Origin of the sequence: Mycobacterium sp. URHB0044 (genome assembly GCF_000620625.1) — a bacterium.
Lineage (GTDB): Bacteria > Actinomycetota > Actinomycetes > Mycobacteriales > Mycobacteriaceae > Mycobacterium.
Genome location: NZ_JIAW01000003.1, coordinates 197,796 through 212,698, shown reverse-complemented (window position 1 = coordinate 212,698; position 14,903 = coordinate 197,796). Strand labels below are relative to the sequence as shown.

Annotated in this window: 15 protein-coding genes; 11 read left to right on the top strand and 4 right to left on the bottom strand. The window is 68.2% G+C overall.

Annotated features, from left to right (window positions below):
• Window positions 1-13 precede the first annotated feature (13 nt).
• Both N536_RS0107715 and N536_RS0107710 read left to right on the top strand, forming a co-directional pair.
• The gene (locus N536_RS0107715; protein WP_029113087.1) at window positions 14-1,093 is read left to right on the top strand and encodes a CaiB/BaiF CoA-transferase family protein; all 1,080 of its coding nucleotides are present in this window, start codon (window positions 14-16) and stop codon (window positions 1,091-1,093) included.
• A gap of 58 nt (window positions 1,094-1,151) precedes the next feature.
• A complete protein-coding gene (locus tag N536_RS0107710; protein WP_029113086.1) occupies window positions 1,152-1,589 on the top strand; it encodes an SRPBCC family protein in 438 nt (145 codons plus the stop codon).
• 11 nt (window positions 1,590-1,600) lie between these two features.
• On the opposite strand, the gene N536_RS0107705 is transcribed toward N536_RS0107710, so the two are convergent.
• The 3 genes from N536_RS0107705 to N536_RS0107695 are packed head-to-tail and all read right to left on the bottom strand — an operon-like array spanning window position 1,601 to window position 4,236.
• Complete coding sequence (locus tag N536_RS0107705) at window positions 1,601-2,518, bottom strand: LLM class F420-dependent oxidoreductase (RefSeq protein ID WP_029113085.1); 918 nt, start codon at window positions 2,516-2,518, stop codon at window positions 1,601-1,603.
• A 53-nt stretch (window positions 2,519-2,571) separates the two neighbouring features.
• Complete coding sequence (locus tag N536_RS0107700) at window positions 2,572-3,297, bottom strand: GolD/DthD family dehydrogenase (RefSeq protein WP_029113084.1); 726 nt, start codon at window positions 3,295-3,297, stop codon at window positions 2,572-2,574.
• A gap of 18 nt (window positions 3,298-3,315) precedes the next feature.
• The gene (locus N536_RS0107695; protein ID WP_029113083.1) at window positions 3,316-4,236 is read right to left on the bottom strand and encodes a sugar-binding transcriptional regulator; all 921 of its coding nucleotides are present in this window, start codon (window positions 4,234-4,236) and stop codon (window positions 3,316-3,318) included.
• A gap of 129 nt (window positions 4,237-4,365) precedes the next feature.
• Here N536_RS0107695 and N536_RS0107690 point away from each other — a divergent pair, with 129 nt between their 5' ends.
• Genes N536_RS0107690 through xypA form a run of 9 tightly spaced genes read left to right on the top strand, consistent with a single transcriptional unit; the run spans window position 4,366 to window position 13,708 of the window.
• Window positions 4,366-5,004 (top strand): SIS domain-containing protein, encoded by a 639-nt coding sequence (locus N536_RS0107690; protein ID WP_029113082.1) that lies wholly within the window; start codon window positions 4,366-4,368, stop codon window positions 5,002-5,004.
• Window positions 5,001-6,482 carry an FGGY family carbohydrate kinase gene (locus tag N536_RS0107685; RefSeq protein ID WP_029113081.1) on the top strand — a complete coding sequence of 494 codons (1,482 nt, stop codon included), beginning with the start codon at window positions 5,001-5,003 and terminating at the stop codon, window positions 6,480-6,482. The genes N536_RS0107690 and N536_RS0107685 overlap by 4 nt, the downstream gene beginning before the upstream one ends.
• On the top strand, window positions 6,479-7,171 hold the full coding sequence (locus N536_RS37725) for a ribulose phosphate epimerase (protein WP_051574314.1): 693 nt from the start codon (window positions 6,479-6,481) through the stop codon (window positions 7,169-7,171). Before N536_RS0107685 ends, N536_RS37725 begins: the two co-directional genes overlap by 4 nt.
• Window positions 7,168-8,202: an NAD(P)-dependent alcohol dehydrogenase gene (locus N536_RS0107675; protein WP_029113080.1), complete on the top strand. Its 1,035-nt coding sequence runs from the start codon at window positions 7,168-7,170 to the stop codon at window positions 8,200-8,202. The genes N536_RS37725 and N536_RS0107675 overlap by 4 nt, the downstream gene beginning before the upstream one ends.
• On the top strand, window positions 8,199-8,966 hold the full coding sequence (locus N536_RS0107670; protein ID WP_029113079.1) for an SDR family NAD(P)-dependent oxidoreductase: 768 nt from the start codon (window positions 8,199-8,201) through the stop codon (window positions 8,964-8,966). Before N536_RS0107675 ends, N536_RS0107670 begins: the two co-directional genes overlap by 4 nt.
• 11 nt (window positions 8,967-8,977) lie before the next feature.
• Entirely contained in the window at window positions 8,978-10,024 is a 1,047-nt protein-coding gene (locus N536_RS0107665; RefSeq protein ID WP_036435852.1) for an alcohol dehydrogenase catalytic domain-containing protein, read from the top strand.
• Complete coding sequence (locus N536_RS0107660) at window positions 10,021-11,565, top strand: sugar ABC transporter ATP-binding protein (protein ID WP_029113077.1); 1,545 nt, start codon at window positions 10,021-10,023, stop codon at window positions 11,563-11,565. Before N536_RS0107665 ends, N536_RS0107660 begins: the two co-directional genes overlap by 4 nt.
• Complete coding sequence (locus N536_RS0107655; protein WP_029113076.1) at window positions 11,562-12,596, top strand: ABC transporter permease; 1,035 nt, start codon at window positions 11,562-11,564, stop codon at window positions 12,594-12,596. The genes N536_RS0107660 and N536_RS0107655 overlap by 4 nt, the downstream gene beginning before the upstream one ends.
• A 56-nt stretch (window positions 12,597-12,652) precedes the next feature.
• Window positions 12,653-13,708, top strand: coding sequence for a sugar ABC transporter xylitol/L-sorbitol-binding protein XypA (gene xypA, locus N536_RS0107650; RefSeq protein ID WP_029113075.1), 1,056 nt, complete (start codon window positions 12,653-12,655; stop codon window positions 13,706-13,708).
• Here the strand turns inward: xypA and N536_RS0107645 are convergent.
• Window positions 13,705-14,877 carry a pyridoxal phosphate-dependent aminotransferase gene (locus tag N536_RS0107645; RefSeq protein ID WP_029113074.1) on the bottom strand — a complete coding sequence of 391 codons (1,173 nt, stop codon included), beginning with the start codon at window positions 14,875-14,877 and terminating at the stop codon, window positions 13,705-13,707. The two genes, xypA and N536_RS0107645, sit on opposite strands and share 4 nt — an antisense overlap.
• Between the last annotated feature and the right edge of the window lie 26 nt (window positions 14,878-14,903).

The following is a 14,903-nucleotide window of genomic DNA, read 5'->3' as shown; positions in this document are numbered from 1 at the left end:
TAGCCTTGCGGCCGTGACGAATACAGGACCCCTGGCGGGGGTGCGGGTGATCGAGCTGGGCGGCATCGGACCGGGACCACACGCGGCGATGATCCTCGCCGATTTGGGCGCCGACGTGGTGCGGGTGCGCAGGCCAGGCGGCTTGACGATGCCTGCAGAGGACGTCGACCTGTTGCACCGCGGCAAGCGTGTCGTCGACCTCGACGTCAAGAGCAACCCCGAGGCGCTGCTGGCGTTGGCCGCCAAGGCCGACGTCCTGCTCGACTGCTTCCGGCCCGGCACCTGTGAACGGCTCGGCATCGGCCCCGACGACTGTGCGGCCGTCAATCAGCGCTTGATCTTCGCGCGCATCACCGGTTGGGGCCAGGACGGCCCGCTGGCGACGACCGCGGGCCACGACATCAACTACCTGTCGCAGACCGGCGCGCTCAGCGCGATCGGCTATCGCGACCGGCCACCCGTCGCGCCGCTGAACCTGGTCGCCGACTTCGGTGGCGGGTCCATGCTCGTGCTGCTCGGCATCGTCGCCGCGCTCTACGAGCGAGAACGTTCCGGCCAGGGTCAGGTCATCGACGCCGCCATGGTGGACGGCGTGAGCATCCTGGCGCAGATGATGTGGACCATGAAGGCGACCGGCTCCCTGAAGGACGAGCGTGAGTCGTTTCTGCTCGACGGCGGCGCGCCGTTCTACCGCACCTATGAAACGTCCGACGGTGGATACATGGCCGTCGGCGCCATCGAACCGCAGTTCTTCGCGCAGTTGATCAGCGGGCTCGGTCTCGCACCGGACGACGTGCCCAACCAGTTCGACCTGGCCCGCTACGACGAGATGAAGGCGATCTTCACCGAGCGGTTCGCGAGCCGGACGCGCGCCGAGTGGACGGCGGTGTTCGACGGGTCCGATGCCTGCGTCACGCCGGTGCTGTCGTGGGCGGAGGCTGCCGTGAACGAGCACCTCGAGGCACGGTCGACGGTCATCACGGTGGACGGTGTTCGACAGGCCGCGGCGGCGCCCCGCTTCTCCCGCACACCGCCAGGACCAGTCGGAACACCGCCTCGAACCACCACCGCAATCGATGATATTGACTGGTAAGTGGAATTAGCTGGCCGAACTACTGCGCGAGGCCGGAGTATGCGTTACGATTTGCTCCATGGCCGTGCACGCGACTCGGGAAGTCGTGTTCGACGCCTCGCCCGAGGCGATCCTCGATGCCCTCGCCGACATCGAGGAAGTGCCGTCGTGGTCGACGGTGCACCGGCACGCCGAGGTGCTCGACCGGCACCCCGACGGTCGCCCACACCACGTCAAGGCGACGCTGAAGATCATGGGCATCACCGACAAGGAGATCCTGGAGTATCACTGGGGCCGCGACTGGATGGTGTGGGACGCGAAGGACACCTTCCAGCAGCGCGGGCAGCACGGTGAGTACAACCTGACCCGGTTGGGCGACAAGACCAACGTGCGATTCGACATCACCATCGACGTGTCCGCGCCGATCCCGGGCTTCCTGATGAAGCGCGCCAAGAGGATCGTGCTCGAGGCCGCGATCGACCGGCTGCGCAGCCGGGTGACACGCTTCTACGGCTGACGTTTCGCGCGTCAGATCGTCGCGGCCACTTCCCACATCAGTCGCGCCGCAGCGCGGTCCGACCGGTCGATCGGGTTCAACACGACGTCCGTCGCGCCGGCGTCCAGATAGCGGTGCACTTGACTGCGCACCGACTCGGCCGAGCCCACCGCTGCGAGGTCGGCGATGGATTCCAGGCCCTCCCTGGCGATCACCTTCTGATACGACGGAATCCCCGCGTAGAAGGCAAGGTGTTCGGCTGCGATGGCGCGTCCCGCGTCGACGTCGTCGGTGACGAGCACGGGCACTCCGGCGATGACCTTCGGATCGGGCCGTCCCGCTTCGGCGGCGGCCTTGGCGATGGTGGGCACGATGAACTCGCCGATGGTGCGTGGCCCGGCGAGCAGCGGCAGCGTGCCGTCGGCCAGTTCTCCGGTGACGCGTAACGCCTTGGGCCCCATGGCCGCAACGTAGACCGGGACGGACCTTCCGCCGGCGACGGAGACGGGCCACTCGGGGCTCGCCGTGAACTCGTCGCCGTGGAAGTCGACGGCACCGGTGTCGAAGATCGACCGCAGCACGGCAAGATGCTCGCGCAGTCTGGCGACCGGATTCGGCCACGCCGTGCCGAAGGCCTGCTCCTCGGGAGCGTGCGCCCCGAGACCCAGGCCGAGGCTGAAGTTTCCGTGCGTCGCGGCCTGAGCCGTCTGCGCCTGCGACGCCACCACCAGCGGATGCCTCGGGTTGATCGGCACGACGGACGTGCCGACGCCGAGGCCGGGCACCGCGGCACCGACGAGTCCGGCCAGGGAGATGGCGTCGTGATCGAACTGCTGGGCCAGCCAGATCTGGCGGACGCCAGCGTCGTAGATTTCGCGGGCTTGCGCGATGACGTTGTCGACGTGGTTGTCGGCCTGCAGATCGGGGATGAGCACTATTCCAGTGGGCATGCGGGGCACAACACGCGCCGGCGACGGCGACATTCCCTTCTGCTCACGCTGCGTTATTTGATGGTGTAGCCGCCATCGATGACGAGGTCGGCGCCGTTGACCATGCCCGCCGCGTCCGACGCGAGATACACGGCGGCAGCGGCGATCTCGTCGGGGTAGGCGAACCGGCCCGACGGGATGAGCTTCTTGAGCGCGTCGCCCTTCGGGTTGTCCCAGGCCTTGATGCCGAGGTCGGTGAGCACCACGGTCGGCGAGATGGTGTTGACCCGCACGCCGCGCCCGGCCCACTCGGCGGCGAGGACCTTCGAGATACCGAGCACGCCGAACTTCGACGCACAGTAGGCGACGTGCTCGTCGATCGCCACGCTGGCCGCTTGCGACGCCATGTTGATGATGACGCCGCGGCCGGCGGCGAGCATCCGCGTGCCGACGGCCTGGCTCATCAGGAACGTGCCCTTGAGGTTGACGGCGATGGTCGCATCCCAGTATTCGAGCGGAAGCTCCTCGGCGGGGGCGAGCCGCGCGATGCCTGCGCTGTTGACCAGGATGTCGATCCGCCCGTGCCGTGCCATCACCGCGTCGACCGTGCGTCCAACGGAGTCGGGTTCGGCGACGTTGCAAGGGAATTCGCAGTCCTTGGCGAGATCGGCCACGGCGACGGTCGCACCCTTGGTGGCGAACGCCGCTCCGATCGCTGCGCCGATTCCCGACGCGCCGCCGGTGACGAGGGCGACCCTGCGGTCCAGTCGGAAGTCGAGATCTACTGCGGGTTGGGACATTTGCGCACCAATCTGGGTTCAGGCCAGGACCGCTGCCGCGATCTCGGCGTCGGTGACGATGGACGAAACGAGTCCTGAGCGCAGCACCGCCCGTGTCGCGGCGATCTTCTTCGGACCGGTGGACACCGCGATCACCGTCGGGATGGCCCGCAGCGTCGCCTCGTCGACGCCGATCCGCCGCTCGTCCAGCCCAGGCATCCGCACTCCGTCGGCGTCGAGCAGCAGCGCGCAGGTTTCACCGCACACGCCCGCACGCTCCAACTCGTCGACCTCTTCGGAGGTCAGAGACGCGTACACCTGGGACGCGCCGGGCGTCCATGCGCCGATGGACACGATTGCGCAGGTGACCTTGGCATGCCTGGCGACGGTCTCCTGGATCTGGTGGTCGCTGGACAGGCTCGCCGCGGTCCGCGCATCCGCCACGACGAGCGGCGCGTAGAGCGGCCATGACCGGCCGCCGCCGATCTCGGTGAGCCGGCGAACCAGATCTGCGCCGTTCGAGGTGAGAGTGCCTGCCATACCGGTCAATTGGACGACGTCGCTGCGCGGCAGTGATGTCAGGTGGTTGGCCACCTTGGTGAGAGTGCGGCCGCAGTCGACGCCGACGACGTCCTCCTCGCGCAGGATGGACTGGAGCAGCTCGGCCGTCGCCTTGGCGACGGCATCGGCGCGGTGGTCGGGGCTGTGGTCGTCGGTGGTCACGACGTAGGCGTGTTCGAGGTTGAACCGGCGCTGCAGCTCGGTGGACAACTCGAGGTCGGTCGAGCCGGGGTTGTGGATCGTGATCTCGACCATCCCGGTGGACAACGCCTCGTCGAGTTCACGGGCCACCTTGAACCGGGAGATGCCGAACTCCTCGGCGATCTGGACCCGGGTGCGGCCTTCGAGGTAGTAGCGGCGCGCGATGACGGCGCGCTGGAACAGTTCGTCCGGACCCATTCGCCCCACCTCCCTTCGAGATTGGTCGTCATTCTGGCATGCCTGCTCATATGTGCAGGCGTGTTGACACATGAGCATAGGGATTGCATGATCTGGATCACAACCACATGTGAGTAATGGAGATATCAGATGAGCACGGGCGACGCGGAGCTGGCAGAACTCGCCAGCTCGGTGTTGTCGAGGGAATCGAACGCGCTGGCCGCCCTGGTCGCCAACGTGGAATCAGGGATCGTCGACGTCGCGCGCCGCGTCCTGGCGACGTCCGGCAAGGTCGTCACCACAGGTTCGGGCACGTCCGGGATCATGGCCGAGCGTCTGGCCCACCTGCTCTCGGTATGCGGGACGCCCGCGGTCTACCTGCCGACGATGGATGCACTGCACGGCGGCATGGGTGCCGTCACCGCGTCCGACCTGGTGCTCGCGATCTCGAAGACCGGCCGCTCCGCGGAACTGACCAGCCTCGTCGAGCGCTTCGTCCGGCGCGGCGTCGACGTGGTCGCCCTGACCGAGAACCCCGGCTCGTCGTTTGCGCTGGCCGCCACCGAGATCGTCGCCCTCCCACCGACACCGCCCGACGCCGACCCCGGCGACATGATCGCGATGGCGAGCACCCTGGCAGTCGGAGCATGGGGTGACGCGCTGGCCGTGGTCACCATGGCCATGCGCGGCCACACCGTGCAGGACGTCGTCGACAGCCACCCCGCGGGCGGGGTCGGCGCCCGCGGCCTGCAACCCGGCGACGACGCAGTGCCGGTGGTCCGGCGATGAACGCCGTGCTCGGCGTCGACTCGTCGACGCAGTCCTGCAAGGTCGAGGTGCGTGACGCCGACACCGGGCGACTGCTCGGCAGCGGTGCCGCTCCGCACCCGCCGGCCTTCCCGCCCAGCAGCGAGCAACACCCGTGCGACTGGGTGGCGGCGTTGATCTCGGCGACGCGCTCGGCGCTCGCCTCGTGCGCGCAGCCCGTCACCGTCGAGGCGATGTCCGTGGCCGCGCAATGCCACGGGCTGGTCCTGCTCGACTCCGTCGGGCAGCCGATGCGTGCCGCGAAGCTGTGGAACGACACCACCGGAGCGGCCCACCTGGCCCGCCTCGTCGACCGGATCGGTGCGCGTCGCTGGGTCGTGCGCGTCGGGTCCCTGCCGACGGCGGCGTTCACCATCGCCAAGCTGGCCTGGGTCGCCGAGCACGAACCCCGCCTGCTCGACCGGGTTGCCACGATCCTGTTGCCGCACGACTACCTGACCTACTGGCTGACCGGTGCCCGCGTAACCGATCGCTCCGATGCCTCGGGGACCGGCTACTTCGACTCCACTGCCCACGATTGGGTTCCCGAATATCTGAATCTCGCTGCCGGCGTGGGTGACTGGCGGCCGAAGCTGCCGACCGTGCTTGGTCCGACCGATCCGGCAGGAACGCTGCGCGCCGCCGCGGCCGACGAGCTCGGACTGCCTGCCGGTGTCGTGGTGGGCCCCGGCGGCGGTGACCAGCACGCCGGCTATCTCGGGCTCGGCCTCACCGACGGTGACCAATACTTCGGCATCGGCACGTCCGGTGTGGTGGCCACCTCGTCGCGAATTCCGGTGTTCGATCCCAGCGGAGTGGTCGACGGCGTCTCCGACCTGACGGGCGGCTACCTCCCTCTGGTCAGCACGCTCAACGCGGCACGCGTCGGTGACGTGGCTGCCCGGCTGCTCGGCACGGACCTCGACGGGCTCACCGAGTTGGCGCTCGCCGCAGGTGATGCGCAGGGGCCGGTGCTGGTGCCCTTCCTCGACGGGGAGCGCAAGCCCGACCGCCCGCACGCCCGCGGAACCTTCGTCGACATCACGTCGCACACCACCCGCGACGAGTTGGCGCGCGCGTTCGTCGAAGGGCCGTTGCTGTCACTGCTGAGCGGGCGCGACAGCTTGCGCGCCTGCGGTGTCGAACTCACCGGCGCGATCACTACGGCGGGCGGCGGCGCGCGTTCGCCGGCCACGCGACAAATGCTGGCCGACCTCTCCGGCGAGGAAGTCGTCACGCTGGATGCCGACGAGGCGACCGCCCGCGGTGCCTGCATCCAGGCCGCCGCCGTCGCCTCCGGTGCCGACACCGGCGGACTCGTCGACCTCGCCAAACGCTGGCAGCCCGCGGTGTGCGCCGTTTCGGTGCCGAGGGAGACCGGTCGCGACGTGGCCGCGCTGCGGGCGCGGTGGGCAGCGGTAGCGGAGTCACCGCTGATCGACGGCGGGATGGGTTCGTGATCGCCGTGCAGCCCATCGCCTCGTGGCACGAGCGATTCCGCGGCCAGCTCGCAGGCTCCGTGTACGCCGTACCGTCCGAAGCGAGAATCGCTGCCGCCGAAGCACTCTCAGCGGCGGGGATGACCGTGCACGTCGACGTGATGGCCGAAACGGAGGGATTTCCCGCCGGTGTGACCATGGCAGAGCTTGCCGACATCGTTTCCGCCGTCGGACCGTCCAGGGTCGAGGTGCACCTGATCGGTTCGGCCGAGTTCGTCGACTCCAAGCTGCTCCGCGTCCTGCAATTGCGACCAGCCAAGGTGTTCCTGCCATGGGACGCCTTCACCGAGCGGCGGGCCGACGCCCTGCACGCCGTCGGCAGCTCGGCCTGGATCGCGCTGTGGCAGGAGTGGGACGGGCTCGACCACTCGTCCGCTCCGCGATGGCCGGCACGCCCGGACGGCGTCCTGGTCATGCTGATCGAGCCGGGCAGCCGCGACCAGGCACGGATCGGTCAACTGGCCGTCGTCACCGCCTGCGCAGGCAAGCTACCGGTCGCCGTCGACGGCGGCGTCACCGAACCGGTTGCCGAGCTGTGCGTGGCCGCGGGCGCCAGCGCCGTCGTCGTCGGGCGAGCACTGCTTGGCGAACCCGCCCCGTATACCGAAACCTCTGGCACCCTTGCCATCTCGAACGAAGGGACATCATGAGCACCACCGCCGTACCGCGCATCATGCGCGCAAGCGTGATGACGGGGGTCGGCACCCTCGCCATCGAGGACCGTCCAACCCCGTCGCCCGGTCCGCACGAAGTCCTCATCGAGGTCGCCGCCGTTGGCGTGTGCGGCTCCGACGTCCACTACTATCGGCACGGCAGGATCGGTGACTTCGTCGTCGAAGACCCGATGATCCTCGGCCACGAAATGTCGGGCCGCATCGTCGCGGTCGGCGACGGCGTCGACGCAGACCGGGTGGGCCAGCGCGTCGCGGTCGAACCGCAGCACCCCTGCCGCCGCTGCAAGCAATGCACCGCGGGCCGCTACAACCTGTGCCCCGACATGAAGTTCTACGCGACGCCGCCGGTCGACGGCGCGTTCTGCCGCTACGTCACCATCGACGCCGAAATGGCCCATCCCGTACCGGATTCCATCTCCGATGACGCAGCAGCGCTCCTCGAACCGCTGTCGGTGGCGATCGCCACCATGCGCAAGGCGGGGATCGTCCCCGGCTCCTCCGTGCTCATCGCGGGCGCAGGGCCGATCGGCGTGATCTGTGCCCAGGCCGCCCGAGCCTTCGGCGCCGCCCGGATCGTGGTCACCGATCTTGTGCCGTCCCGGCGGGAACGGGCGCTGCACTTCGGCGCCACCGAAGTCCTCGACCCCACCGTCGACGACGTCGCAGCGCTCGACCCGCAGGTCGACGCCTTCATCGATGCCAGCGGAGCGCCACCGGCCATCGTCAGCGGCATCAAGGCCGTCGGTCCGGCGGGTCGGGTGGTGCTCGTCGGCATGGGCCCAGACGACTACGCATTGCCGGTCGGCTACATCCAGGTCATGGAGATCACCGTCACCGGGGTATTCCGCTACACCGATACCTGGCCCGCGGCAATACATCTCGTCAGTTCGGGCGCGATCGATCTCGACGCTCTGGTGACCGGCCGTTACGACCTGGAGCACGTCGCCGACGCCCTCGAGAGCGACACCGAACCCACCAGCCTGAAGTCGATCGTGAATCCGGCATGACGGGACGCTCACCGTTCGACCTGACCGGACGCACCGCCCTGGTGACGGGCGGCAACCAGGGCCTGGGCAGAGCATTCGCCTTCGGCCTCGCCGAGGCGGGCGCGCAGGTAGCGATCGCCGGACGCAGCGCCGAACGCAACGCCGAGGTCGTCGCAGAAGCGGCCGCCGCGGGACACCGCTTCCATCCGATCACCGCCGACATCACGAACTCCGCGGACGTCGACCGGATGACCGGCGAGGCCATCCAGGAACTGGGACACCTCGACATCCTGGTGAACAACGCAGGTACCTGCTACCACGGCGAGTCCTGGACGGTCACCGAAGGTGAATGGGACGCGGTATTCGACCTCAACGTGAAGGCGCTGTGGGCATGCTCGCTCGCCGTCGGCGCCCACATGCGGGAGCGGGGTAGTGGTTCGATCGTCAACATCGGATCGATCTCCGCGCTCATCGTCAACCGGCCGCAGATGCAACCCGCGTACAACGCCTCGAAGGCCGCGGTGCATCACCTCACGAAATCTCTTGCCGCCGAATGGGCCCCGCTCGGCATCCGGGTCAACGCGCTGGCGCCCGGTTACGTGAAGACGGAGATGGCGCCCGTCGACCGGCCGGAGTTCAAGCGGCACTGGATCGACGACACCCCGCAGCAGCGCTACGCCATGCCCGAGGAGATCGCGCCCAGCGTGGTGTTCCTGGCCAGCGATGCAGCCTCGTTCATCACCGGATCGGTGCTCGTCGCGGACGGGGGATACACGACGTGGTGACGGGCGCGGCCATGAACCGCCGCATCGTGGTAAACGGTCTCGACGACGTGGTCACCGAGACGGTGCCGGAATCCGTACCGGAGGCCAACGAGGTCCTGGTGCGAACCACCGTCGTCGGAATCTGCGGATCCGACCTGCACGCCGCCTGTGGACGCCATCCCTTCATCGACCTGCCGTACCGACCCGGGCACGAGGCAGTCGGCGTGGTCGAGGCGGTCGGTAGCGGCGTCGACGAGTCCTGGGTCGGCCGCCGCGTCACGATCGAACCAAACCTCGCCTGCGGCAACTGCACCCAGTGCCGGTCGGGTCGCTACAACATCTGTCGCGAGCTACTGGTGTTCGGCTGCCAAACGCCGGGAGCGCTTGCGGATACGTTCACCATCGGCGTCGACCGACTGGTCGCGCTGCCCGGGGATCTCGACGACCGGCACGCGATCCTGATCGAGCCGCTCGCCACCCCGGTACACACCGTGCGGCGCGCCGCGGAAGTGGTTGGCGACCTGCGGGATCGGCCCGTCGTCGTGATCGGCGCCGGACCGATCGGACTGTTCGCACTGCTGGCGGCGCGGCATGCCGGCGCCCGCGTCGTGGTCGCCGACCTGCTGGAGTCGAAGCGGGCAAGAGCCGAACGGCTCGGCGCCATCGGCACTTTCGACCCGGCCGCTCCGGACGCGATCGAGAGCGCACGCCGGCAGCTCGGTGGCCCGGCCGCCGTCGTCATCGACTGCGTGTCGCTGGAAAGCTCGGTGGCTCAGGCCGTCGACCTGGTCGACAAGGGCGGCGCGATCATGATCGTCGGCGTCGCCGACGGCGCCACCCCGGTGCCGCTCGGCCTGATCCAGGACCGCGAGATCGCGCTGATCGGCAGCCTGATGTACGTCCGAGAGGACTTCACCGCAGCGCTGGACCTGCTTTCCTCCGGCACGGTGCCGGTCGACGAGATCATCAGCGCGGAATTCGATTTCGAGCATTCAGCCGAGGCGTTCGCCGCATCCGCCGACGCCGAGAACGTGAAGGTGCTCGTCACAGTCGGAGACGATTCAGGGAGGTCTCGATGACCCAGGCGCTGCTTGAATGCGCGGACATCCACAAGAGCTTCGGTGGCGTTCCCGTGCTCAAGGGCATCACGCTGGACCTGCAGCCGGGAACGGTGACCGCGCTGGCCGGCGAGAACGGAGCCGGCAAGTCGACGCTGATGAAGATCGTCAGCGGCCAGTACAGCGCCGACCACGGCACCGTATCCGTCCAGGGCGACCACCTGGCTCCCGGTAACACCCGTGACGCGGTCAAGCACGGCGTCGCGATCGTGCCGCAGGAACTGGCGTCCATCGACGACATGACGGTCTACGAGAACCTCTTCGTCGGAAGGGAATTGCGCGTCGGCCCGTTCCTGAACCGGCGGGCCATGATCGGCGAGGCGGCCGAGACCCTGGCGGTCTTCGACGTCACGATCTCCCCTACCGCGCGGATGGGCAGCCTGCCCGTCGGCATGCGGCAGATCGTCGAGATCGTGAAGGCCGCACGCACCGGCGCGCAGGTGGTCATGCTCGACGAACCGACCTCGGCGATCTCCGAGCGCGAGGTCGAAGGCCTCTACAAGATCGTGCGTCGGTTGCGCGACCACGGTGTGGCGATGGTCTACACCACCCACAAGATGGCCGAGATCCGCGCCATCGCCGACCGGGTCGTGGTGCTGCGCGACGGCGGCCTGATACTCGACGAAACCATCGACGAGGTCTCCGACGACGACATCGTCACCGCGATGATCGGCCGCGAACTCGACACCTTGTTCCCCGAACGCGATGAGCCGAAGCCGGATTCGGTGCTCGAGGTGCGCGGGCTGCAGGTAGACGGCGCCTCCGAGCCGGTGTCGTTCTCGGTGCGGGCCGGTGAGATCGTGGGGCTGGCCGGCCTGGTCGGCGCGGGCCGTACCGAACTGCTCGAGGCGATCTTCGGCGCCCGCCACACCACCGCGGGCGAAGTCACCGTGCGCGGCAAGCGGATCAAGCGCAACAACCCGGCCGCCGCCATCACCGAGGGCATGGCGATGGTCCCCGAGGACCGCAAGCTGTCCGGCGTGGTGCTGTCGATGAGCGTGCTCGACAACGGCTCGTTGCCCCGGCTGTCGTCGTTCTCGGTCGCGGGGTGGCTGCGCGGCAAGGCGCGCACCAAGGCCGTCTCGGACGTGATGTCGTCGGTGCGGCTGCGCAGCAGCGGGCTCAAGCAACTCGTCGGCACGCTGTCGGGCGGCAACCAGCAGAAGGTGGTGCTGGCCCGCTGGCTGACCGGCGACGTCAACGTGTTGCTGCTCGACGAACCCACGCGCGGTGTCGACGTGGGGGCGCGCAGCGAGATCTACCGCATCATCACCGATTTCGCCGCAGCCGGGATGGCCGTGGTGATGGCGTCCTCGGACATGCCCGAGATCGTCGGACTGTCGCACCGGGCGTTCGTCATGCGCAACGGCGCGCTGGTCGGCGAACTGGACCGCGACGCCCTCGACCATCCCGCGGTGCAGGAATCCGTCTTCCGGATGGCAACAGCGCTCGACACCACAGCGCCCGACACAACAGCGCCCGACAAGGAGGCAGCATCGTGACCACCCCGACCGCCGAACACTCGCCGCCCGACGGTGCCAAGGCCGTGGTCGCGTCGCCGACCACCGGCGAGCCGGTGAAGCTGTTCTCCAGGGAATGGCTCGGCGGAGTGGCGCTGCGCTACTCGATGGTGATCGTGATGCTGCTGGTGATCGCCTACTTCAGTTACCGCAGTGCACGTTTCAGCACGCCGGAGAACCTCGTCACGATCCTGGTCGCCGCGGCGCCGTTCGCGCTCATCGCACTGGGCCAGACCCTCGTCGTCCTCACCGGCGGCATCGACCTGTCGGTGGGCAGCGTGATCGCGGTGTCGGCGATGGCGTCCGCTGCGACGGCCAAGGCGAATCCCGGCCAGGTCTGGCTGACGGTCCTGGTCGCGATGGTGGTGGGCCTCGCGGTGGGGTGCGTCAACGGATTCCTGGTGTCGCGCATCAACGTTCCGCCCTTCATCGCGACACTCGGCACGTTGACGGCCGGCTCCGGTCTGGCGTACGTCATTGGCGGAGGCGCACCGATCAATGGCCTACCTGCCGAGTTCGGCTCGATCGCCAACACCAAGGTGCTGGGGCTGCAGATCCCCGTGCTCGTCATGATCATCGGCATCGTCGTGCTGGCCATCGTGATGAAGCGGACCACCTACGGCATGCGGGTCTACGCCGTCGGCGGCAACCGCAGCGCGGCGGAGATCGCGGGCATCAACGCCAAGAACGTCCTGTTCAGTGTGTACGCGTTCTCCGGCCTGCTGGCCGGCATCTCGGGCGTCATGCTCGCGTCGCGCGTGATCTCGGGACCGCCCAACCTGGGGCAGGGCTACGAACTCGACGCCATCGCCGCGGTGGTGATCGGCGGCGCCAGCCTGATGGGCGGTCGCGGCACCATCTGGGGAACCGTGTTGGGCCTGTTCATGATTCAGACCCTCAACAACGGCCTGGACATCCTCGTGGTGCCCGCCTACTGGCAGGACGTCATCAAGGGCGTGCTGATCGTCGCGGCCGTCGCGGTCGACGTGTGGTCCAACCGACGAAGAACGTGATTTCCCACCAAGAACCAACCCTTTCGTCAAACAACAACAGATGGAAAGTAGGAACGATGAGGTTCACGACCAAGGTCCTGGCGATCGCCTCGGCGGGTGCGCTGGGATTCGGCCTGACGGCGTGCGGCGCGGGCGACACCGAAGCGAACAAGGACACCAAGCGCATCGGCGTCACCGTGTACGACATGAGTTCGTTCATCACCGCCGGCAAGGAAGGCATGGACACCTATGCCAAGGCGAACAACATCGAGCTGCTGTGGAATTCGGCGAACAACGACGTGTCGACGCAGGCCAGCCAGGTCGACTCGCTGATCAACCAGGGCGTGGACGCCATCATCGTCGTTCCCGCCCAGGCGGATTCGCTGGCTCCCCAGGTGGCGGCCGCCAAGGCCAAGAACATTCCCATCCTGGCGGTCAACGCGGCCCTGGAGAGCAAGGAGCTGTCTGGCAACGTGCAGCCCGATGACGTGGCGGCCGGTGCGCAGGAAATGCAGATGATGGCCGACCGGCTGGGCGGCAAGGGCAACATCGTCGTCCTGCAGGGCCCGCTCGGTGGATCCGGAGAGATCAACCGTGGCAAGGGAATCGACCAGGTCCTGGCCAAGTACCCCGACATCAAGGTGCTGGCCAAGGACACCGCGAACTGGAAGCGCGACGAAGCCGTCAACAAGATGAAGAACTGGATCTCCAGCTTCGGACCGCAAATCAACGGCGTCGTGGCCCAGAACGACGACATGGGTCTCGGCGCTCTGCAGGCGCTCAAGGAAGCCGGCCGCACCGACGTCCCGATCGTCGGCATCGACGGCATCGAGGACGGCCTCAACGCAGTCAAGAGCGGTGAATTCATCGGTACCTCACTGCAGAACGGCACCGTCGAACTGTCCGCGGGCTTGGCCGTCGCCGACGCACTGATCAAGGGCGAGCAGGTCAAGACCGACGCGGTCTACGTCATGCCGGCGATCACCAAGGACAACGTCGACGTCGCGATCCAACACGTGGTGACCGACCGGCAGAAGTTCCTCGACGGGCTGGTCGAGCTGACGCAGCAGAACCTCAAGACCGGGGACATCGCCTACGAGGGCATCCCCGGGCAGAAGCAGCCGACAGGCTAGGGGGTCTTCAGCGTCTCCAGGCGCCTGATCGCCTCTTCCATGGTGTCGTCGCGTTTGCAGAAGGCGAAGCGCACCAGGTGATTCCATTCACCGATGTGCGGCGCGTCGGGATCGCAGAACGCCGACATCGGAATGGCCGCCACCCCCGCCCGCTCTGGTAGCTCTGCGCAGAACATGGTGCTGTCTGCGTAGCCCAGCGGGCGGGGGTCGGCACACAGGAAGTACGTGCCGAAGGTGTCGTGTACGCCGAATCCGATATCGGTGAGGGCAGACGCCAGTCGATCCCGCTTGGCCTGGAACGACTCCCGCAGGGAGGTGACCCACGCGTCCTCGGTGTCGAGCGCGTGGGCCACCGCGGGCTGGAACGGCGCCCCGCCGACGTAGGTCAGGTACTGCTTGGCTGCCCGCACCCCGGCGATGAGTTCGCTTGGCCCGCACGCCCATCCGATCTTCCAGCCGGTGGCATTGAACATCTTCGCGGCGCTGGAGATGGTGACGGTACGCTCGGCCATTCCCGGATAGCCGGCCAACGGCAGGTGGCGGCGCCCGTCGAACACCAGCTGCTCGTACACCTCGTCGGTGATCACCAGCAGGTCGTGCGCCACCGCCAGCTCGGCGATCGCGGTGAGCTCCGCGTCGGTCGCCACCATGCCGGTCGGGTTGTGCGGCGAGTTGACGATCAGCGCCTTGGTCCGCGGCGTGATCGCGCGACGCAGCGCGTCGACGTCGATGACGAAGCCCCGGCCGTCGGGCACCAGGGGGACCGTCACGCGGTGGCAGCCGGCCATCGCGACGACGGGGGAGTAGGAGTCGTAGAAGGGTTCGATCATCAGCACCTCGGAACCCGGCTCCACAAGCCCGATCACCGCCGCCGCGATCGCCTCGGTGGCGCCCACCGTGACGAGCACCTCGGTGTCCGGGTCGTACTCGATGCCGAAGTGGCGTCGGCGCTGAGCGGCGATCGCCTGGCGTAGCGGCGCGATGCCGAGGCCGGGCGGGTACTGGTTGACCCCTTCGGCGATGGCGTTCTCGGCGGTCTTCAACATCGCGGGCGGGCCGTCCTCGTCGGGGAAGCCCTGCCCGAGGTTCACGGCGCCGACCCGCGCGGCCAGCGCCGACATCTCGGCGAACACCGTGATGGCGTAGGGCCGCAGCCGCGAAACCGTCATGGCCGTCGAGCCTAGTGCGAAGCCGC

Coding starts and splice junctions, on each gene's coding strand:
- N536_RS0107665 (WP_036435852.1), top strand. CDS start 8,978: ATGAACCGCCGCATCGTGGTAAACGGTCTCGACGACGTGGTCACCGAG.
- N536_RS0107670 (WP_029113079.1), top strand. CDS start 8,199: ATGACGGGACGCTCACCGTTCGACCTGACCGGACGCACCGCCCTGGTG.
- N536_RS0107710 (WP_029113086.1), top strand. CDS start 1,152: ATGGCCGTGCACGCGACTCGGGAAGTCGTGTTCGACGCCTCGCCCGAG.
- N536_RS0107705 (WP_029113085.1), bottom strand. CDS start 2,518: ATGCCCACTGGAATAGTGCTCATCCCCGATCTGCAGGCCGACAACCAC.
- xypA (WP_029113075.1), top strand. CDS start 12,653: ATGAGGTTCACGACCAAGGTCCTGGCGATCGCCTCGGCGGGTGCGCTG.
- N536_RS0107700 (WP_029113084.1), bottom strand. CDS start 3,297: ATGTCCCAACCCGCAGTAGATCTCGACTTCCGACTGGACCGCAGGGTC.
- N536_RS0107675 (WP_029113080.1), top strand. CDS start 7,168: ATGAGCACCACCGCCGTACCGCGCATCATGCGCGCAAGCGTGATGACG.
- N536_RS0107685 (WP_029113081.1), top strand. CDS start 5,001: ATGAACGCCGTGCTCGGCGTCGACTCGTCGACGCAGTCCTGCAAGGTC.
- N536_RS0107695 (WP_029113083.1), bottom strand. CDS start 4,236: ATGGGTCCGGACGAACTGTTCCAGCGCGCCGTCATCGCGCGCCGCTAC.
- N536_RS0107690 (WP_029113082.1), top strand. CDS start 4,366: ATGAGCACGGGCGACGCGGAGCTGGCAGAACTCGCCAGCTCGGTGTTG.
- N536_RS0107660 (WP_029113077.1), top strand. CDS start 10,021: ATGACCCAGGCGCTGCTTGAATGCGCGGACATCCACAAGAGCTTCGGT.
- N536_RS0107645 (WP_029113074.1), bottom strand. CDS start 14,877: ATGACGGTTTCGCGGCTGCGGCCCTACGCCATCACGGTGTTCGCCGAG.